General features: G+C 29.7%; 20 protein-coding genes. 7 read left to right on the top strand and 13 right to left on the bottom strand.

Going from position 1 to position 21,407, the window contains the following annotated elements; all coding sequences use genetic code 11:
- Positions 1-108 precede the first annotated feature (108 nt).
- The 3 genes from msrB to BUB33_RS02845 all read left to right on the top strand — a co-directional run bounded on the left by msrB (position 109) and on the right by BUB33_RS02845 (position 3,108).
- On the top strand, positions 109-558 hold the full coding sequence (gene msrB, locus BUB33_RS02855; RefSeq protein ID WP_072972975.1) for a peptide-methionine (R)-S-oxide reductase MsrB: 450 nt from the start codon (positions 109-111) through the stop codon (positions 556-558).
- Positions 559-667: 109 nt separating this feature from the next.
- A complete protein-coding gene (locus tag BUB33_RS02850) occupies positions 668-1,414 on the top strand; it encodes a 4Fe-4S binding protein (RefSeq protein ID WP_072972973.1) in 747 nt (248 codons plus the stop codon).
- A 110-nt stretch (positions 1,415-1,524) separates the two neighbouring features.
- Entirely contained in the window at positions 1,525-3,108 is a 1,584-nt protein-coding gene (locus tag BUB33_RS02845; protein ID WP_072972970.1) for an ABC-F family ATP-binding cassette domain-containing protein, read from the top strand.
- A gap of 36 nt (positions 3,109-3,144) precedes the next feature.
- Here BUB33_RS02845 and phnE read toward each other — a convergent pair whose 3' ends face one another.
- The 8 genes from phnE to htrA all read right to left on the bottom strand — a co-directional run bounded on the left by phnE (position 3,145) and on the right by htrA (position 12,405).
- Positions 3,145-4,701 carry a phosphonate ABC transporter, permease protein PhnE gene (phnE, locus tag BUB33_RS02840; RefSeq protein WP_234949975.1) on the bottom strand — a complete coding sequence of 519 codons (1,557 nt, stop codon included), beginning with the start codon at positions 4,699-4,701 and terminating at the stop codon, positions 3,145-3,147.
- Complete coding sequence (gene phnC / locus BUB33_RS02835) at positions 4,694-5,425, bottom strand: phosphonate ABC transporter ATP-binding protein (RefSeq protein WP_072972966.1); 732 nt, start codon at positions 5,423-5,425, stop codon at positions 4,694-4,696. Before phnC ends, phnE begins: the two co-directional genes overlap by 8 nt.
- A gap of 11 nt (positions 5,426-5,436) precedes the next feature.
- Positions 5,437-6,309: a phosphate/phosphite/phosphonate ABC transporter substrate-binding protein gene (locus tag BUB33_RS02830; protein ID WP_072972963.1), complete on the bottom strand. Its 873-nt coding sequence runs from the start codon at positions 6,307-6,309 to the stop codon at positions 5,437-5,439.
- Between the two features lie 170 nt (positions 6,310-6,479).
- Positions 6,480-8,102 carry a PucR family transcriptional regulator gene (locus BUB33_RS02825; protein ID WP_072972961.1) on the bottom strand — a complete coding sequence of 541 codons (1,623 nt, stop codon included), beginning with the start codon at positions 8,100-8,102 and terminating at the stop codon, positions 6,480-6,482.
- Positions 8,103-8,242: 140 nt separating this feature from the next.
- A complete protein-coding gene (locus BUB33_RS02820; protein WP_072972958.1) occupies positions 8,243-9,616 on the bottom strand; it encodes an amidohydrolase in 1,374 nt (457 codons plus the stop codon).
- 23 nt (positions 9,617-9,639) lie between these two features.
- Positions 9,640-10,329, bottom strand: coding sequence for a hypothetical protein (locus BUB33_RS02815; protein ID WP_072972955.1), 690 nt, complete (start codon positions 10,327-10,329; stop codon positions 9,640-9,642).
- 26 nt (positions 10,330-10,355) lie between these two features.
- Positions 10,356-11,051: a DUF5058 family protein gene (locus tag BUB33_RS02810; protein WP_072972953.1), complete on the bottom strand. Its 696-nt coding sequence runs from the start codon at positions 11,049-11,051 to the stop codon at positions 10,356-10,358.
- Positions 11,052-11,205: 154 nt separating this feature from the next.
- Entirely contained in the window at positions 11,206-12,405 is a 1,200-nt protein-coding gene (gene htrA / locus BUB33_RS02805; RefSeq protein ID WP_115322205.1) for a serine protease HtrA, read from the bottom strand.
- A gap of 309 nt (positions 12,406-12,714) precedes the next feature.
- On the opposite strand from htrA, the gene BUB33_RS02800 reads away from it, so the two are divergent.
- The 3 genes from BUB33_RS02800 to BUB33_RS02790 are packed head-to-tail and all read left to right on the top strand — an operon-like array spanning position 12,715 to position 15,424.
- Entirely contained in the window at positions 12,715-13,377 is a 663-nt protein-coding gene (locus tag BUB33_RS02800) for a response regulator transcription factor (RefSeq protein WP_072972950.1), read from the top strand.
- Positions 13,374-14,726 carry a sensor histidine kinase gene (locus BUB33_RS02795; protein WP_072972948.1) on the top strand — a complete coding sequence of 451 codons (1,353 nt, stop codon included), beginning with the start codon at positions 13,374-13,376 and terminating at the stop codon, positions 14,724-14,726. The genes BUB33_RS02800 and BUB33_RS02795 overlap by 4 nt, the downstream gene beginning before the upstream one ends.
- A gap of 11 nt (positions 14,727-14,737) precedes the next feature.
- The gene (locus BUB33_RS02790; protein WP_072972946.1) at positions 14,738-15,424 is read left to right on the top strand and encodes an MBL fold metallo-hydrolase; all 687 of its coding nucleotides are present in this window, start codon (positions 14,738-14,740) and stop codon (positions 15,422-15,424) included.
- Between the two features lie 20 nt (positions 15,425-15,444).
- Here BUB33_RS02790 and BUB33_RS02785 read toward each other — a convergent pair whose 3' ends face one another.
- The 5 genes from BUB33_RS02785 to BUB33_RS02765 form a co-directional block, all read right to left on the bottom strand.
- The gene (locus BUB33_RS02785) at positions 15,445-16,116 is read right to left on the bottom strand and encodes a YczE/YyaS/YitT family protein (RefSeq protein ID WP_072972944.1); all 672 of its coding nucleotides are present in this window, start codon (positions 16,114-16,116) and stop codon (positions 15,445-15,447) included.
- On the bottom strand, positions 16,113-16,862 hold the full coding sequence (locus BUB33_RS02780; protein WP_072972941.1) for an exodeoxyribonuclease III: 750 nt from the start codon (positions 16,860-16,862) through the stop codon (positions 16,113-16,115). Before BUB33_RS02780 ends, BUB33_RS02785 begins: the two co-directional genes overlap by 4 nt.
- A 28-nt stretch (positions 16,863-16,890) precedes the next feature.
- Positions 16,891-17,760 (bottom strand): tRNA 2-thiocytidine biosynthesis TtcA family protein, encoded by an 870-nt coding sequence (locus BUB33_RS02775; protein WP_084725091.1) that lies wholly within the window; start codon positions 17,758-17,760, stop codon positions 16,891-16,893.
- 47 nt (positions 17,761-17,807) lie between these two features.
- The gene (locus tag BUB33_RS02770; RefSeq protein ID WP_072972937.1) at positions 17,808-18,752 is read right to left on the bottom strand and encodes a DMT family transporter; all 945 of its coding nucleotides are present in this window, start codon (positions 18,750-18,752) and stop codon (positions 17,808-17,810) included.
- Positions 18,753-18,883: 131 nt separating this feature from the next.
- Positions 18,884-20,032, bottom strand: a complete 1,149-nt coding sequence (locus tag BUB33_RS02765) for a glycoside hydrolase family 18 protein (RefSeq protein WP_132984243.1) — start codon at positions 20,030-20,032, stop codon at positions 18,884-18,886.
- A 260-nt stretch (positions 20,033-20,292) separates the two neighbouring features.
- Here BUB33_RS02765 and ychF point away from each other — a divergent pair, with 260 nt between their 5' ends.
- Entirely contained in the window at positions 20,293-21,390 is a 1,098-nt protein-coding gene (ychF, locus tag BUB33_RS02760) for a redox-regulated ATPase YchF (protein WP_072972933.1), read from the top strand.
- Positions 21,391-21,407: the final 17 nt, after the last annotated feature.

Below are 21,407 nucleotides of genomic sequence, written 5' to 3'. Positions count from 1 at the left end.
TAATTGAGTGCGATTAATACGCACTCAATTTTTATATTTAAATTTAGACTTACTCCTTGGAATAAAATAAAAATAATGGGTAAAATATCCTTAAGGAGTGTGATAGTAATGAATAAAAAATATATTAAACCAATGGACAAAGAAATTAGAAATAAATTAAATGATATTGAATATAGGGTAACTCAAGAAAATGCTACTGAAAGACCATTTTCTCATGAATTTAATGATAATTATGAAGAAGGCATTTATGTGGACATAGTGTCAGGAGAACCACTATTTACCTCAAGGGATAAATTTAATGCAGGTTGTGGATGGCCTAGCTTTACTAAACCTATAAAAGATGAGTATATAGTTGAAAAAATAGATTCTAGTCATGGAATGATTAGAACAGAAGTAAGAAGCAAATATGGTGATTCACATCTTGGTCATGTCTTTAATGATGGCCCTAAACATAAGGGCGGATTAAGATATTGTATAAATGGGGCTTCTCTAAGATTTATTAAAAAAGAAAATTTAGAAAAAGAAGGCTATGGTGAATATATTAGCTTATTTGAATAATTTATAAATTATTATTTTAAATTTACTCTTTACTAATTCGTTTTTATAGTTTATATTATATATACCCCCATATGGTATATATAATATAATTATAAAGGAGGATTTAAACTTGAGTAATCAGTATATTAAAACAAACCGTACTTTTACTGTTATTAGAAAATATGGTTGGCTCTTTACTTTATTAGTAGCAATTGGTGGTTTATGGGAACCAAAACTTGGTTTATTGGTTATCTTAATTATGACTGGATTAATTGTAACTTCATTTTTCACTGGAAGATATTGGTGTGGTAATTTTTGTCCCCATGGCAGTTTATTTGATAGACTGTTATTACCCATAAGCAAAAATATAAAAATTCCTAAGTTTTTAAAATCTAAGCCTATGATGATTGGATTTTTTGGATTTTTTATGTTTAACTTTTCTAGGAAAATAATAAAAATATCAAAGTTATGGGGTAGTTATGCTTTCTTAGATAAATTAGGATTAATTTTTGCTAACACATACTTAATGGTACTAATTATTGGTGGACTACTGGCTATTTTTACTAATCCTAGAACTTGGTGTCAATTCTGTCCTATGGGTTCCTTACAAAAATTATCATATACTTTAGGAAAAACTTTTGATATTCCTAAAAAAACTGAAAAAAAGATTACCATATCTGATAAAAGTAAATGTTATAATTGTGGAAAATGTTCTAAAGTATGTCCTTTCCAACTAACACCTCATTTAGAATGGTCTGATAAAAATCAATTTGATAATATAAATTGCATTAAATGTTCCACTTGTATAGAAAATTGTCCAGCTAAAATTTTATCACTTAAAACTGAAGAAGAAGCAATGAAACTAAAAAGTTTATAAATAAAAGTAATAAACATTTATTACTTTTATTTGTTTTCTATATATATATTTTATATCCTATTTATGCTATAATATAATGATGTAAATTTTAAGTAAGGGATTGAAGTATATTGATTAGTGTAAATAATGTAAGTTTAAGATATGGGTCACAAAAATTATTTGATGATGTAAATTTAGTTTTTACTCCTGGCAATTGCTATGGTGTAATAGGAGCTAATGGTGCTGGTAAAAGTACCTTCCTTAAAATCTTATCTGGAGAAATCGAACCAAATACTGGTGATGTTTCTATTGATAAAAATATTAGAATGTCTGTGCTTAAACAAGATCATTTTGAATATGATGAATGCCAAGTAATTCAAACAGTTATCATGGGCAATAAAAGACTTTATGAGATAATGGTAGAGAAGGATGCTATTTATGCCAAAGAAGATTTTAATGATGAAGATGGTATTAAGGCATCAGAACTTGAGGCAGAATTTGCGGAAATGGATGGATGGAGTGCTGAATCTGAAGCATCTTCATTATTACAGGGCTTAGGTATAGGAACTGAACTTCATGAAAAAAAAGTAGCAGATTTAACCGGTAATGATAAAGTCAAGGTATTACTTGCACAAGCATTATTTGGTAAACCAGGTATATTAATATTAGACGAACCTACTAACCACCTTGATGTAAAGTCAGTAAGATGGCTACAGGAATTTTTAGGAGATTTTGAAGGTACAGTTATAGTTGTATCTCATGATAGGCATTTCCTAAATGAAGTATGTACTCATATGGTAGATATTGACTTTGGTAAAATAAAAATGGTTGTAGGTAATTATGATTTCTGGTATGAATCAAGTCAGCTAGCTCTTCAAATGATGAAAGACCAAAACAAGAAAAAGGAAGAGAAAATTAAGGAATTACAATCATTTATTGCTAGATTTAGTGCTAATGCATCTAAGTCAAAGCAAGCAACTTCACGTAAGAAATTATTAGAAAAAATTACTTTAGATGATATACAACCTTCTACTAGAAGATATCCTTTTGTTGGATTTACTATGGAAAGAGAAGTTGGAAATGAAATTCTAACAGTAGAAGATATCTCTAAAACAATAGATGGAGTTAAGGTATTAAACAATGTTAGTTTCAGAGTAAATAAAGGTGATAAAATTGCTTTTATTGGAGATGAAATAAGTATTACTGCCTTATTTAAGATTATAATGGAAGAAATGGAACCTGATAGTGGAAGCTATAAATGGGGACTTACTATTACAAAATCATATTTCCCTAAGGATAACTCAGAATTCTTCAATGATGTAGAGCTAAATTTAATAGATTGGATGAGACAGTTCTCAGTTGACCAATCTGAAATATATCTGAGGGGATTCTTAGGCAGAATGTTATTCTCTGGTGAAGAGGCGTTAAAGAAAGCCAAAGTATTATCTGGAGGCGAAAAGGTAAGATGTATGTTATCTAAAATGATGCTAAGTAATGCCAATGTTTTAATTCTTGACCAACCTACTAATCATTTAGACTTAGAATCTATCACTTCAGTAAATAATGGATTAAAGGATTTCAAGAGTAATGTATTATTTACTTCTCATGACCATCAATTTATTCAAACTATTGCAAATAGAATAATTGAAATAAAGCCTGATGGATTTAATGACAGAATGATGACTTATGAAGAATATATAGAAAAATTCTATTAAAAGGCTAAGCCTTTTAATAGAATTTTTTATTATCTTTTATGAAAACTTATTTCTCAAATATTGACTTAGTCTATCTATTATAATTATCATAATGGAAACTCCTAGAAGTAAAAGTCCAACCTTTTCCCAATTTCTCCATGTTATATTCATAGCCAAAATAGTGCCAATACCTCCTGCCCCTATTACTCCTAAAATTGCAGAATTTCTAATATTTGATTCTAATCTATATAGTAAAAGACTTATAAATGTTGAAAACGTATGAGGTAGAAGTCCATGTCTATAAGCTTGAAAATTTGTTGCTCCTGTTACAAGTATACTGTCTTTTACATTTTCCTTAGTATTTTCTAATACCTCACTATACATCTTTGTAAGTACCCCCGTTGTATAAATACTAAGAGCCATGGCTCCAGCTAATGGTCCTGGTCCTACACCACGGAAAAATATTATTGCAGTTATTAGTGGGGGGAAGGTTCTTGATATATTTATAATCCCCTTAAAAAATACTGATATGGTCTTATTTGGTGATGTATTATATGCAGTTAGATATGAAAATAATAAAGAAAGTAATCCACCTATTATAGTTGCAAAAATAGCTATAAAAAAACTTTCTCCTATTCCCTCAATAAGCTTAGGAAAGTAGTTCATATCTATTTTAATCATTCTTACTACTATGTTTTTCCCTTGATTTAATCCAAGTATCAATCTTTTATAATCTATTCCTAGGGATTTAAAAGCTAAATATATTAATCCTATTAAAAACATAGGTATAAATATTATCTTTATTATTTGGAATCTTTTATACCCTGCCATTGATTTAAACTTAATAGATGAATGCTTTAAATATCTTCTAATATACAAACTTAAAAAATCTATTAATAAAATTGTCAGAAATAAAACTAATATTATAGTGGCCAAGTTATCATATCTTAGATGATTTAAATCTCTCCACATAATCTGACCTATTCCACCAGCACCTACTAAACCTAAGATAGTTGCAGATCTAATATTTGTTTCTAATACTATAAAAAATATGGATATGGATAATTCAAATATATAGGGTAAAATACAGTACCTTAATATCTGTATGGAATTTGCACCTATAGCTCTAATTGAATTTAATTGATTTTCTTTAATAGACTCAATATATTCTCTAAATAATCTTATGGAAATTAAGAATCCAATAATTGTAAGAGCAATAATTCCTGAAAATCTTCCTATGCTAAATATACTAACCAATAGGGCTGCCCATATTAGACTTGGAATAGTTCTAAAAAAAGAAAATATCCCATTCAATATTCCTGCCAAATATCTATTTGGTGCTATATTATCTGAAACAAAAAGAGAAAATGGTAAAGCTAATATAACTCCTAATATAGATGAAATTATGGCAATTTGAATTGTTTCAGTTAATTTTTCAAACACATCAATACTATAGGATAAATTAGGTCTTAAAATCCTACTAATAAGGTCAAGCATACTAGGTACGCCCTTGTATAATTTAGCAAAGCTAAAATTTACATTAAATCCTAAAAAAACTAGAAATATAATAAATCCAAACAAATATAAGAATTTACTTCTTATCCTTTTAGTCATATATTCCTTTGAGGATTTTATCATCTAAATCACCTGCTCTTCCGTCAAATAAAATCTTTCCCTTTTTAAGAGCTATGATTCTATTACAATATCTTTTGGCTAAATTTACATCATGTAAATTAATAAGTATGGTAATATTCTTCTTTTCATTAATGGTTTTAAAATAATTCATTATGGTTTGAGAAGAGGATATATCCAAACTCGCTACAGGTTCATCAGCTAATATTATCTTGGGTCTTTGGCAAAGGGTTTTGGCTATTGCAACTCTTTGTTTTTGTCCTCCACTTAACTGATCTGCCCTCTCAAATATCTTTTCACTTAATCCAACCTGATTTAATGCTCTATTTGCTCTCTCATAATCTTCCTCATTAAATATACCAAAAATTGATTTAAAGGAAGACTTATATCCAAGCCTTCCCATCAATACATTATCTAAAACTGAAGATCTATCAATTAAATTATAATCTTGAAAAATAAAGCCAATTCCCCTTCTCATGGATCTAAGGTCATAGTTATTAAGCTTTGTTATATCTACATTATCTATATAAATCTTTCCATTTATAGGTCTAACTAAGAGATTTATAGTCTTTAGCATAGTAGATTTTCCGCTACCAGAAGAACCTATTATGCCTACAAACTCACCTTGCTCTACTTCTACATTTGCATTCTCCAATGCCAATATATTTCCATCATATGAAACCGTAACATTCTCCAATTTAAGCATCAGACCAACTCCTAATTACCTTCTTTTAAATCCACATTCATATATTCTGCTGTAGTCCTTATAATATCATAATCATCATCTGTAGCTTCTTCAAATCCATACATATTAAATAACTCCTTTAAAAGTTTAGCACCCTCTTCAGATTTTGCTACATTTAATAAAGCATTCTTTATATTTTCTTGCATTTCCCTATCCATATCCCCTCTTACGGTCACAGATATGTTTGGAATATAATCTGTATATCCTAAGACTTCCGTTTTTTCCATGGCTTCTGGAAAATCTTCTTTATATCTATCCCTTGAGTCTACAAAGGTAGTTGCCACATCTACATCACCATTTAAAAGTAATTGTAAAGCTTTATCATGCCCTCCAGCATATATATATTCCATATCCATTTCCAAATTTATTCCCTCTTTAATTAAATGTGCCCCTGGAAATAAATAACCTGATGTAGAAGATGGGTCTACAAAGGCTACCTTCTTACCTTTTATGTCTGAAAAACTCTTAATCCCACTATCTTTTCTTACTAAAAATTGAGAACGATATTTTGCTTCTCCTGATTTATTTAATGCTGTTAATATGACATCTGCTTTACTTTCCTTATTAGCTAAGACATAAGCAAATGGAGGAATAAATCCAAAGTCAACTTGCCCCGAACCTAATCCTTCTACTACACCAACATAGTTAGTAGCAGTAAAACCTTCTACTTTAATTCCAAGTTCCTTAGATAAAATTTCTGTCAAGGGCTCAACTGATTCAATTAATTTATCCCCATCCTTCATAGGAACAAAACCCATTTTTATAACTTCTTCTTTTTTCTGAGTGCAACCCACAATGGATATCACTAAAATTAAAACTAATAATAAAACGATTATCTTTTTCAACTTATTCCCTCCTACTCTTAATTTATTGATTACAGAATACTACACTTTTATATTAATTGCAATACACTTTTAAAGTTTTTTAGATACATTACTCTTTATATGGGTATGCTTTTGCTCATTAAAAAAGACAGCTAGTAGCTGTCTTTTTTAATACTTAAATGAAAGTTTTCTTATTTTATTAATTTTAGCAAAATCTCTAGTTTCAATCTATTCATAGGATTATCTAAATCAAAATTTATTAGCTCATTTATTTCTTCTATTCTTTTTCTTACTGTATTTATGTGTACATAAAGTTGTTTTGCTGCAAGGCTATAATTCATCTTACATTCTAAATAGACTCTTAGAGTTTCCACAAGCTCTTTATACTCAGGATTATCAAGTAAGATATTTATATCTTTTGCCATTAATTTAATTTCATCTTCCTTTATATCCATCCATGCAAAAACTCCTAGTTCAGAATATTTCAGATACTCTTCATCTGGATATAGTATTTGACCAATTTTTATAGTTTGTTGACATCTTAAATAATTTCTCTTTATTTCATATATTGTACTTTCATTATCTGAAATACCAAAAACCATTTTTATATTTTCAATTTTTGATTCTATTCTCCTTTTAAAAACCTTAGCTGATTCCTCAACTTGTTCTAAGTTTTCTTCTTTTGAAATCCTATTATTTGCTGGAAGTAAAAAAATACAACTATTATCATCTACCATGGCCATTCTAACTTCCATATGGGATATACTACTATTTATGGCTTCTTTAAGTTCATCTTTATAACTAGCTAAATGGGATTCCTTTTTTTCTTGTTCCATCAAAATTAAATAATAATTTAAATTTATATCCAAACCTAAATCACTGGCTTTTTTAGATATAATTTCATCCTCCCATAAGCTTCCAGATATAATTTCTGTAATAAATTTTTCAAATCCTATATCTCCAATGCTTTGAGCTACTAATATTTGTTCATATAATGATTGAAGAAGCAGAAATCCTATTCTTAAAGCAAACTGATCAAAATAGTCAATAAGTCCTGTAGCTTCAACCACTACAAAATAAGCTTTTACCTTATCTCCAACTGTAATAGGTACAGTAATCCAGCTATAGGGTCTTTCATATTTATCATCATGAAATCTATATCTTATCATCTTAAGATTATCACATAATATTTCTTCTGTAACTTCAATAGTTGGATGCCAAAAATCTCCTATCTGAAAATCATCCATAAGTTCTATAAATGTAGACGAGCTATAATAAGCTTTTTCACTTGATAAATCATAGAGCATTGATGGAAAATTCATTTCTTCTTCCATTTGTGACAATATCTTATTTATCTTTCTTGATTGGTAGCTTAAATTAGAAAAACTCTTTGGATTAATATTTCCTATTCTAAATTGTCTAATATTTTTATTCATTACAAGAACATTAAGTTGATTCATTATATCCATCCAAGAGGGCTCCATTGGAATATTTATAAGAGGTATATTATGCTCATTGAATATAGATATTATATGTTCTGGAACAGTTTTTAAATATCTATCTAATTTAATGCCCATACCTGATATTTCTGTAAATATATCTGTTTTTATATAATCTTCAAACAACTTGGGATGTTGTTGAAATACATATCCTGATGATATGACAAATTCTCTACCCTTTGTCCATTTATATCCATCTGGAGCATCTAATATAGCCATTCCTTGTATTTGATTATCTAACCCCTTGTTACCCGCTATTAATTTAAAATCCTTAAAAAATTCTGCATTGAGCATTTCTCTTATAGTTAAGCCCACAGTATCACCTACTTTTATATTGTGCTAATATTATACCAAAATCTTTTAAATAATATAACATAAAAGGGGTCCATTGGCTTTTATATAAATAAAGTATTATATTGAGCCTTATGGATAATCCCCTTTTACATTAAGCTTTCTTATTTAAGTGGGCTTATATATTTTCTCTTTTCTGTTCTTTTATTAAATTCATTTTTTGCTTCTTCAACTAGCTTTGGATTATTTAATAAATCATACATCATTCCTGTAAAAATCTCTGCTGCATAAATCATCCCTTTTAATCCCATTGATGAACCTGATGATGATGTTGCTTGCCATGAATGGGCTGGTACACCTAATGGCCATGTAGCAGTAAGGAATAGATTCATAGGCATTATCCAAGATACATCACCACTATCAGATGAACCAGAAACTACTACTGAGTCTACTTTGTCCTTATCTAGTACTTCCTGATGAAGAAATATTTTTTCATCACTATCTATATATTTTTTGATTTCCGCTTCTACCAGATTGGATTCTAGAGTTTCTTGAATAGTTTTTGCAAATTCTAATTCTTCATCTGTATAAGAAGGCACACCGATTTCTACCATATTTTTATGAGTTAAATCATATAATACGTTATTTGGCAATTTCTCATAGCATCCACCTAATATTTCATATTCAACAGTTGTTTCAGTCATCATTGCTGCACCCTTTGCAATCTTAAATAATCTTTCTGTAATTTCTTCTACGTCCTTTCTATAGGGTGCTCTAACAAAATACCAAGATTCAGCCTCCTTTGGTACAATATTTGGTGCCCCTCCTGCATTAGTTATAGTATAATGAATTCTAGCAGAATCTATAACATGCTCCCTCAAATAATTTGCACCTACATTCATTAATTCCACAGCATCTAAGGCAGATCTTCCTGACTCTGGAGATTGAGCCGCATGGGCTGATATTCCATGGAATTTAAATTTAATAGAGCTATTAGCTAAATATGCCTTATCTATTGCTACATTTGCATTCATAGGATGCCAACTAAGAGCTAAGTCACAGCCATCAAAGGCACCTGCTTTAATCATTTTTACTTTCCCTATTAGAGTTTCTTCTTCTGGACAACCATAAAATCTTACAGTTCCACTTGCCTTTGTTTCTTCTAGATATTTTTTAACTGCAAGTACAGAGCCTAGAGCCGCACTTCCTAGTAAATTATGTCCACATCCATGACCTGGACCATTTATTTCTACTGGATTAAACTTTGTGTCTAATGATTGGGATAATCCTGGCAATGCATCATATTCTCCTAATACTGCTATTACAGGTGAGCCTTTGCCATATTCACCAATAAAGGCATTTTCCATTCCATCTATTTCTTTTATTTCAAATCCATGAGATTTTAAAACTTTTCTAAATAAACTTGAAGAATCTTTTTCATTTCCAGAGGTTTCTGGATTGTTCCATACCTTTAAACTTACCTCTTTTACTTCTTCACTTATATCCTCTAAATATTTTAACACCTCTAATTTATTCAATTTAAACCCTCCCTATAATTATTTTATAGAAGTTTTTTCTTATATAAAGTTGTACCTATAGCCATAGTTCCAAATACAGCACCTAATGTAACTATATAAGATGGATGTCCTGGTAAGAAACTAAATACTCCAACCTTTAAAGCAAATGTTAATCCTAATGCTATTCCCAATGCTATTGGTGCTAATTTTAACTTTTTAAGGGCAAATTGCACAAATATTGCTCCAAATAATGCTGGTAATAAAAAGTTAAATGAGGCAACTACATTTTCAGGCAAAGACCCTAAAATTGCTGCACCTGCAAATACTCCTAAAGCTAATATAACAATATTTACAATAACTGATGTTGCCATACCTAATGTGGCTATTATAGTCCCCTCTTTTGTACCTGGTTCTACTCCTGCCACATTTTGTGATACTGCCGCTGCTGGAATTCTAAGATTAGAAATATTCCCAGTTATAAAAGCCATATATGTTCCAGGTACTCCAATTATAGGAAAATATGATATTGGTTCTACTATCCAAACTACGCCTACTGCTGACGCTATGGCTATAAACCCTGTAATTATGGCACTTACAGGTGGAACTAATTTATATACTACTGCAAGAACTAAGGCTGGTCCAAATGATAATAACATACCTAGCCAACCAGTTATTTTGCCCCATTTAATTATATATGGTAAATATATCCCGTCGAATTGATTATTTTTCTCCATTTTAAAATCCTCCTCCATAAGTAGGTCTATATTAATGCTGCTATTATCATTCCACCAAACAACGCTATGGTTAAAGCCCATTCTTTAAGCCATTTAATATTCTTTTTTTCTGCTATTGGAGATAATATAAGCATGATTGCACCACCTGCTAAGGCTGCAATAGTATTTTTATTCATTGCCATTAAATGTCCTGATACCAACGAACCAAAAGAGCCTAACATAGCTGTTATGGATATTATGCTTAGTAAACCCTTATCTCCTTTTGAAAACTTAGTTTGAACTTTTTCCATTTTATCTGCTGTTAGTGTAGAAAATACTATCCATCCTAGGGATCCAAGTATCATGGTCCAAACTGCATTTGCAAAGGCTATATTAGTCATTGGATCTATTCCCATCTTGACTCCTACTGCTTCTGTTCCAAAGCCTGCAGCCATCATTTCAAACATTACTGAACCTATAAAAGACAATCTCATCCATGCCATAGGTCCTCCTACTGTTACTAATAATGATAAAAGTCCTGTTAAAATTACAAATGAAGGTCCTAAAGATGTAATAAAGCTACTCTTTATTGCACTTTTCATTTGTTCTTCTGTAAGTCCTATTTCCTTTCCTGTACTATAAGATTTCTTAGCAAAAATAATCGCTTGAAATAATGCCAAAGATATTGCTAGACCTGCTGCTAGCCACATGGGAAAACTGTTTGCAATTTTTAAATAATCCATGTTTATTCCTCCTTAGTTTATTGTTTATCTAAATATTATCACTCTCATATATATCAACCAATGTAAAAACTTTTCTTATTTAATGTGGTTTATGAAAATATTTTCATAAATAAAAAAATAGCCTATGGGAAGGGGGACTACCCATAGGCTATTTTTAGTTTAAATCTGTAAACTCTATATCAATTTTTTCTTCTGTATTATTTCTTATAACTGTTAATGTTGCTTTATCTCCTTGTTTATATTTATAAAGAGCCTTTTTCAATTCATTCATAGTTGATATTTCTGTATCATCTATTTTCAATATTATATCTCCATTTAATAAACCTGCTCTAGATGCAGGAGTATTTTGCCCTACTTCTAATAAAATCACACCTTTTTCTGTTGATAGTTTTATTCCTAATCTATATTGATACTCCTCTACTGAAACTCCTTTTATTCCCATATACACAGTTTTGTATGTTCCATTCTTAACTACTTCTTCGGCTATTACCTTTGCTTTGTTTATAGGTATAGAAAATCCTAATCCTTCTGCTGACTTTATCTTAGCTGTATTAATCCCTATTACTTCTCCTTTACTATTTAGAAGCGGTCCTCCACTATTACCTGGATTAATAGATGCGTCTGTTTGTATTAAATCTTCTATTACATTACTCTGTCCCACTTGGATAGTTCTACTAAGTCCAGATATTATACCTGATGTAACAGACCCTTGAAATTCCAACCCTAATGGATTTCCTATGGCTACAGCTATCTCTCCAACCTCCAGTTTATCTGAATCTCCTAAAGTAGCTACTGGAAGTCCTGTAGCCTCTACTTTAACTACAGCAAGGTCTAATATACTATCATTCCATAATACTTTACCTTCTTTTTTATCTCCATTTTCAAATAATACATTTATAGACTTAGCATTCCCATCTCCTACTACATGGGAGTTTGTAAGAATATATCCATTACTATCTATTATAACTCCTGACCCTATTCCTTCTACTTCCTGCTGAGAAAAGAAAAATTGTTGTACCTCTACAGAAGTTATACCCACTACTGAACTCATTGCCTTTTTCGCAACAGCAGATACTGTATTTATATCATCATTAGTTGTAATATTTACTGGAGATGCTGTATACTGACTGTTCTTTGGATTAGGTAATACTTTCCCATATAAATTTGGTGCTATATAAGAAGAAGTTAATCCTCCCACAATTGATGCTATTAATGCTAAGGCTATATAGGAAATGAAGCTCCCTTTAAAGGATCTCTTCTTGGGCTCATTTTTCTCTTCATAACTTCTGTAAATATAAATATCCTCTGGTATTTTATAATTTTCTTCTGTCCTAAACTCTTTATTTTCATCCATAATATTACCTCCCATTTTATTTAATTGACAATTTACAATTGACTATAAAAATTATTAAAACCTATCTTTACCCAGCTTAAATATATATGAAAAACAAATTAAAAATATAAGGCATTGAAAATAATTAATGGTTAATCTTCTAATTATTTTCTAAATTATCCATTATTCTTTATTTCTTATTCTTAATTTTAACCTTATATTATGAAAATAATATGGTAGAATTATGTTTTTGTTGTGTAATTTAGTTTTTCTTTTATATATTTGTTATAATATTCTTAGTAAAAGGAATTCTATAATGGGGTGATATACATGTCCTATAAAATATATTTAGTAGAAGATGATGAAAATTTAAATTTAATTCTTACATCATACTTAAAAAAAGAAGGTTGGAATGTATCTTCATTTTTAAATGGTGAAGATGCAGAAAAGGCAATAACAAGCCCTCCTGATTTATGGATTTTAGATATTATGCTTCCAGATATTGACGGCTACCAATTAATTAAAGAAATAAAATCAGCTACCCCCAATATTCCAGTTATATTTATTTCTGCAAGAGATGCTGATATTGATAGAGTTGTAGGTCTTGAACTAGGTAGTGATGATTATTTACCTAAGCCTTTTCTGCCTAGAGAATTGGTAATTCGGGCTAGAAATATTCTTGATAGATTTAACACTAATATCTCTCATATATATAATCTTCCACCTTATATAATCAATGATAGTAGTAGAATAGTGAAGCTTGAAGAAAAAGTAATTGATCTTACTTCAAAAGAATATGATCTTTTAATATATTTTGCTAAAAATCCTAATATAGCATTATCTAGAGAACAAATCTTAGATCATATATGGGGAAATAACTATTTTGGCTCTGATAGAGTTGTAGATGATTTAGTTAGAAGGCTTAGAAAGAAAATGCCTGACTTAGACGTGGAAACTGTCTATGGCTATGGTTATAGAGTGAACAAATCATGAAAAATTATCCATTAGCCGTTCAAATTTGGATTGTTATCGCTATGATTACTTTATCTATTTCTATACTGTTAGCCTTCATACTTCCTTCTACCTTAAGAGATTTTTTTACAAGAGAAATCTATGCTTCTATTCATTCTGCTCAGGATTTAGTATTTAATCAATTTGATAGTAATATATACAGAGACTATATAGGGTCAGATTTCTTTGGTAAAGATGAACAAGTATTGGAAAATATACGAACTGTAAAACATTTTATAATATATGATGATAATAAAGTTATAATAAGCTCTAAACTTCCAACAGATTTCTTGAAAAAAGTTCAACAAGAGGCTCTTACTCAAGAAAATGTCAGTCAAGAATATAGCGGCGATATAGATGGGGGAAAAGTATTTTATATTATTTCAAAGGGTAAAGCATTAGGTCGTGATGCTTTTCTTGTTTCTTATATGAGTGATTCTTATAGAGAAGATTTAGTTGAAACATTATTTAAAAAACTTATCAATCTTATGGGATTAGTATTTTTATTTAGCTGGATTCCAGCCATATTATTATCAAGATATTTATCTAGACCATTGGTGGATTTAGAAAGAAAAGTAGGAAAATTAGCAAATAATGAATGGAATGAACCTATAGAATTAAATCGAAAAGATGAAATAGGAAAGCTAGGTTTTTCCATTGAATATCTTAGAAAACAGCTTATACGTCAAGATGAAGCAGAACAATCTTTCCTACAACATGTATCTCATGAATTAAAAACTCCAGTAATGGTAATCCAATCTTTTACCCAAGCAATTAAAGATGGGATATACCCTAAAGGTACTTTAGAAGATTCTATAGATACAATAGATGATGAAGCCAAAAGACTGGAAAAAAAGATTAAAAATTTATTATATTTAACTAAATTAGATTACTTGTCTAATCATGAAATTGATAAAATCAATTTCTCACTTGATTCTTTAATTAAAGATATTGTTGATAGATTTTCTTGGCATAGAGCAGATATAAATTGGTCATTAGACCTTATGCCCATATCTATAGTAGGAGATGTAGAGCAATGGAAAATTGTAATAGAGAATCTATTAGATAATCAAATGAGATATGCAAATAGTAAAATTCTTATTTCTTTAAAAAAGGTTGATAATAAAACTATTTTAAAAATATGGAATGATGGACCAGCTATTGAAGAAAAACTTTTAAAGACAATGTTTAATAAATTTAATAAAGGATATAAAGGTGAATTCGGTCTAGGACTAGCAATAGCATATAAAGTAGTAAAATCACATAATTCCAATATCTTTGCTATAAATGAAAAAGAAGGGGTATCATTTTATATAGAGATTTTTAGTTAGGAGCTGATTATATGAATAGGTTAAATATAAAAATAGAGCATATATTCCATAGTGGATTCACTGTAGAAACAGAAAATTTGTTTTTAGTATTTGATTATTATAAGGGAGATATTTCTTTAAAAAATAAAAAAAACATAGTTTTTGCCACACATTCCCATGAAGACCATTTTAATCCTACAATCTTTAAATGGAGAAATAAGAATAAAGGCATAAATTATATATTAAGCTCAGATATAGAAATTAAAGATAAGGATGAAAATATTTATAGCATAGCACCCTATGAAGAATTGGAATTAGAAGAAGTTAAAATAAAAACCTTTGGCTCTACAGATATGGGCGTATCTTTTCTTGTTAATATAGATAATATAAATATTTTCCATGCAGGAGATTTAAACTGGTGGTATTGGGAAGAAGATACTGAGGAAGAAAAGTTAAATATGGAAAAAGATTTCAAAGAAGAAATATCTAAGATTAAAAACTTTCCCATTGATATAGCCTTCTTTCCTGTAGACCCTAGATTAGAAAATGCTTTTAGTCTAGGAGCTGAATACTTTATCAATGAAATATCCCCAAAATATTTAATACCAATGCATTTTGGGGATAACTTTAGTACGACGAAAGACTTTATCCACAAAATGGATAATATAAATACTAATATTGTGGAAATTAATCACAGAAACCAAATAATATACCTTTAACAAACACAAAAGGAAGAAATTTAAATTTCTTCCTTTTGTGCTTTTATTAATCTTTCTTTTATAAACCTTATATCATCAGATATATATCTATGTTTCACATCAGCTACATTGAAATTAACTGTTTTAAAAGCAAACTGAAAAAAATATCCTCCTGCTATGGACATTATAGCAGTTCCTATACCTACTGACCCTCCTAAAAAATAGCCCACAGCTATGGCTAATATCTCTACTGAATTCTTCACAAACCTTACGGATTTATTTGTTTTTTTAGTCAAGGCAACCATAAGTCCATCTCTAGGACCTGCACCAAAGCCTGCACCAATATATATATAACAGCCGTATCCTAAGACAAGCATACCTAAAAACATCATTAACAAACTAGGTAAAAAAGCATCAAAAATAGGAATCAATCTATTAATCATTAGAAAATCAACAATTATTCCAATGACTAGCATATTGAAGATTGTTCCCCAACCTATATTTTGTCCTAGAAATGCATCTATTATAACTATTATAAGCCCCGCAATTATACTTGCTCTTCCTATAGGAAGATTAAAAACATTTCCCACTCCTTGATGAAATACATCCCATGGAGCAACTCCTAAATTTGCATTTATAGTCATCACCATACCTACAGCACATACAAAATAACCTATAAAAAGTCTAATTATGGCAATGATTGTTTTTTTCATATAATTAACTCCACTGGACAATGATCAGAACCCATTACATCTGAATGTATAGCCGCTGACTTTATTCTATCTGCAAGGATTTCTGATACTATAAAATAGTCAATTCTCCAGCCTACATTTCTATCTCTAGCTTGTCTCATATAGGACCACCAAGTATAAGCATCTTCCTTATCTGGATAGAAATGTCTAAAGGTATCAATAAATCCTGATTCTAATAATGCAGTCATCTTTTCTCTTTCCTCATCAGTAAAACCTGCATTTTTTCTATTTGTACTAGGATTTTTCAAATCTATTTCTTTATGAGCAACATTTAAGTCACCACATAAAATTACAGGTTTTCCCGTCTCTAAACCCTTTAAATAAGATTTAAAGGCATCTTCCCATTTCATTCTATAATCTAATCTTGCTAATTCCCTCTGAGAATTTGGAGTATAGACATTCACTAGATAAAATTCATCATATTCCAAGGTAATAACCCTACCTTCATTATCATGTTCATCTATATCTATACCATAAGATACATCTATTGGCTCAACCTTGGTGAATACTGCTGTTCCTGAATACCCTTTTTTCTCTGCATAATTCCAATATTGATAATATCCTTCTAAGTTTAAATCTATTTGTCCTTCTTGTAATTTAGTTTCCTGTACACAAAATATATCTGCATCAATTTCCTTGAAAAAGTCTAGAAATCCCTTTCCTACACAAGCACGAAGCCCGTTTACATTCCAAGAAATTAATTTCATTATTAATGCCCCCTTAATAATTATAATTTTAATATTCGTCTAAAAATGAATGTTTTTCTCCATCTTCCTGCCAACCTAATATCCCATTCATATTAACATTTTCAGCCGCTCTAAAAATATTAATATCAACATTTACAAAGTCTTTCCTTAAATTTTCAATTAACTCCTTTATTTCATACCTCTTATTTCCAATTTTTTTAGCTGCAACCATACAAGCACAGTTTAAAGGCCATATTCCTGCATTTTGAATAAACCTTTGAATGTACAACTCTTCAATTAAATATAACGGTCTTATTAACTCAAGTCCTTCAAAATTCTGAGCCTTTAGTTTAGGTAACATGGTTTTAAAACTACCAGCACATAATAGATTTAACATTGTGGTTTCTATAACATCATTAAAATGATGACCTAAAGCAAGTTTATTACATCCTAATTCCTTTGCCTTACCATATAAAGAGCCTCTCCTCATTCTGGCACACATATAGCAAGGGTAATCATTGGCTATTCTATCTGCAACTTGAAATATATCTGCATCATATATATGAACTGGTATATTTAAATATTTACAATTATCCTCCAAAAGTTCCCTTATCTCTGAATGATACCCTGGATCCATGGCTATAAACTCTAATTCAAAATTCCTATTTCCATTCTTGTATAACTCTTGAAAAAGTTTTGCCATAAGAAGGCTGTCCTTCCCACCTGATATGGCTACTGCTATTCTATCACCGTCTTGTATTAGTTCATACTCTTTTATTGCCTTAATAAATTTTGCCCATATATGTTTTCTATATGTCTTTATAATACTTCTTTCTATATCAACTAATGGTTTTCTCTCATTAAAAGGAACCAATATTTCACAACCGGTTCCTTTAAGACCATTGTCCTTTTCCTCCATTATTATCACTCCATATAAATTCATTAATTATTATAGTTTCCATAATACTATTCTTCTAGTAACTCTCCTTGAGTTAAAACTTCTTCATTATCCTTATCTCCAAAATATACAGTTTCCCATACTCCCATAAGTATCATAATAGCTCCAATAAAATCATACCAGAAAAACTCTTCTTTTAGTATAAGAACTCCAGCTAAAATAGATACTATGGTACAAAGATTAGCAAAAACTGCAGACTGTGATACTGGTATCTTAGATATAGTATAATTAACCATGAAAAATGCAACTATTGATGATAAAATTCCTAAATATAATAGGGGAATTAGGGCTTGACTATCTCCTAATGGTGTAAAGTAATTTTTCATTGTACCTTTTGTTAAATTAGTTATTGTTAGTATTATGTTGAAAGAAATAGCTCCTATCCACATCATTACATAAGTTATCTCAATAGGAGTAAAATTCATTGATGACTTTTTTGATCCAATATTATAAAAGGAAGATGCAATTATGGCTAAAAACAAAAATATAATTCCCAAAAAATTACCTGATAAACTTAAGCTATCCTTCATTATATTTATGAAAACAACTCCCCCTACGGATAATGCTATAAATCCTAACTGATATAGATTAAGTTTTTCATGTAAAAATATCATACTAAAAATAGCTACGAATACAGGTATCAAGGAAATCATAAGACCTGCCTCTGATGAAGATGTCATACTTATTCCCATAGATTCAAAGAAAAAATATAATACAGGTTCGCAAAATGATGTCAGCAAAACCATTTTAATATTCTTTCCCCTTAAATCTACCTTAATAATTTTAAATACCTTTAATGCAGTCATAGTTAATGCTGCTAATAAAAATCTGAAAGCAATTAATTCTATTGGTGTCATAACTTCTAATCCTATCTTAGAAAACATAAAGGAAAATCCAAATATGGTAGAATATATAATTGCTGAAATTATAGGCAGATATTTTGTATTTTTCAAAAACAACATCCTCTCTCAGTAAATATAATACTAATTCTATTACTTCCAATAATATAACATATTTTTATATTTATTCGCAACCATAGAAAAAACCTAGGATGTACAAATCCTAGGTTCTATAATAAATAATATTATTTTAATTTTTTATTTAACTTGTCCAATAAAATTTTATTTGGGTCATTACTTAATTCCCAAATCATAACTCCACCTAGTCCCTTTGATTTAATATATTCTCCTTTATGTTCAATAGATTCTTCATTCTCATATGATATAAAATTAATTCCATCATAAAGCCATGGAACCATGGATTCTGAATGATAATATTTTATAACTCCTGGCTTATTTAAGTATTTTGAAACTATATCTGCATAACTAATAGATGAACCTCCTTTATAAGTCTGATATAATCCATTAGCTGATAAGTTTACCATATTATATTGCTTACCAAAAAAAGGAACTCCCATAACAATTTTCTCTTTAGGAAATCCTGCATTTATCCAAGATTTTACTGCAGAATCTATGCTCCATTTAACATAATTTGGAGAAGAATTGTTTATATATAAGGGTGCATTAAAATCTGTATATTTGTCCCAAACTCCATGCATATCGTAAGTCATTATATTTGCAAAGTCTATATATTTATGAATATTCCATAATTCAACATTTTCGATATACATATTTCCTGCTCCACCTGCAATAGACAATACATAATGTTTTCCATCTTTTTTACCTTGTACATTTAGTTTTTCACGTATTGTTTTAAGTAAAAGAGTAAAGTTTTGTTTATCTTCTTTCCTACTCTTATTTGTTGAAATTCCTCCAGCTACTGGATATTCCCAATCTAAATCTATTCCATCAAATCCATATTTTTTAATAAATTCCACACAATTATTTGCGAAATTGTTCCTAGACTTGTCCGTTAAAGCCACATCGGAAAACTTATCAGACCATGTCCACCCTCCAATAGATATTAATATTTTTAGTTTTGGGTTAGTCTTTTTAAGTTCATTTAATTTTTTTATATTAGAAGTGTCTATATAGGAATCTCCTAAAATTACTTTTAAATCTTCACTGATATTTGCAAATCCATAGTTAATATGAGTTAATTTAGTTGCATCAACTTTATCTGGTGTAAAACCTGAATAAGCTGACCAAGAAGTATAATATCCTATAACCTTTTTACCTTGATTTTCAATTGACTTAGCCATTGCCTGAGGGGCTGCAGATAATATACTAAATGCTAAACCACAGATAAGAACTGAAAATATGAATTTTTTCATATATATAGATTTTATATTCACCAAAATCCTCTCCTCTTACAGAATAACCTATGTTGATATATTATAGTGTTTTAAATATTATGTCAACTTGTAGAAAATGGTAATGAATGAAGTAAAATGAATATCTAATAAAGATAGAGTCATTTTATTATCTATCATTGCACTTATAGCATATTTACTGTATAATTTCTTTTTGTAAAGTATTTTTTTATTTAGGGAAAGATTAATATAATATTTTTATTATAGAAAGGAAATATAAAATGAAACTTGGAATAGTAGGCCTACCAAATGTAGGAAAAAGTACGCTTTTTAATGCAATAACCCAAGCTGGTGCAGAATCTGCTAACTATCCTTTTTGTACTATAGAACCAAATGTAGGTGTAGTTGCAGTACCAGATGATAGACTTAAAAAATTAGCAGAAATCTATGAGTCAAAGAAAATTGTTCCAACTGCCATTGAATTTTATGATATAGCAGGACTTGTAAAGGGAGCAAGCAATGGAGAAGGACTTGGCAATAAGTTCTTATCACATATTCGTGAAGTAGAAGCTATAGTACATGTAGTTAGATGTTTTGAAGATGTAGATGTAGTTCATGTAGATGGAAATATAGACCCTCTTAGAGATATAGAAACTATAAATCTAGAGCTAATGTTTTCTGATATGGAGCTTCTAGAAAGAAGACTTGAAAAAACTAAAAAAGCAGCTAAAGGTGATAAATCTCTAGGTACAGAAGTAGAACTTATTCAAAAAGCTTTAGAAGCATTAGAAAAAGGTAAGTCCGTAAGAACACTAGAATTATCTCATGAGGAAAATGAAATCATCAAATCCTTTAATCTTCTAAGCTCAAAACCTGTTATTTACGTAGCAAATGTAGCGGAAGAAGATCTAGCAAATGGAGGAAGCACAAATCCTTATGTAGCTAAAGTAAAAGATTTTGCTTCTACTGAAGATGCGGAGGTAGTTGTAGTTAGTGCACAGATTGAAGCAGAGATTTCATTATTAGATGATGATGAAAAATTAGAATTTTTAAATGAACTGGGTGTTGATAAATCTGGTCTTGATAAATTGATACAAGCATCTTATAGCTTATTAGGACTTATGAGCTTTTTAACAGCAGGACCGATGGAATCTAGGGCTTGGACTATAAAGAAAGGTACTTTAGCTCCTCAAGCAGCTGGCAAAATTCACTCTGATATAGAAAGAGGATTTATTAGGGCAGAAGTAATAGCTTTTGATGATTTAATGGCTCATGGTGGAAATATGACTTCTGCTAAGGAAAAAGGTCTTGTTAGAATTGAAGGAAAAGATTATGTAATGAAAGATGGAGATGTAGTATTATTTAGATTTAATGTGTAAATAAATAATAAAATTAA

Origin of the sequence: Tissierella praeacuta DSM 18095, assembly GCF_900128955.1 — a bacterium.
GTDB classification, from domain to species: Bacteria; Bacillota; Clostridia; order Tissierellales; family Tissierellaceae; genus Tissierella; species Tissierella praeacuta.
The sequence above is the reverse complement of the archived record's forward strand: the minus strand, read 5'-3'. Positions and strand labels throughout refer to the sequence as shown.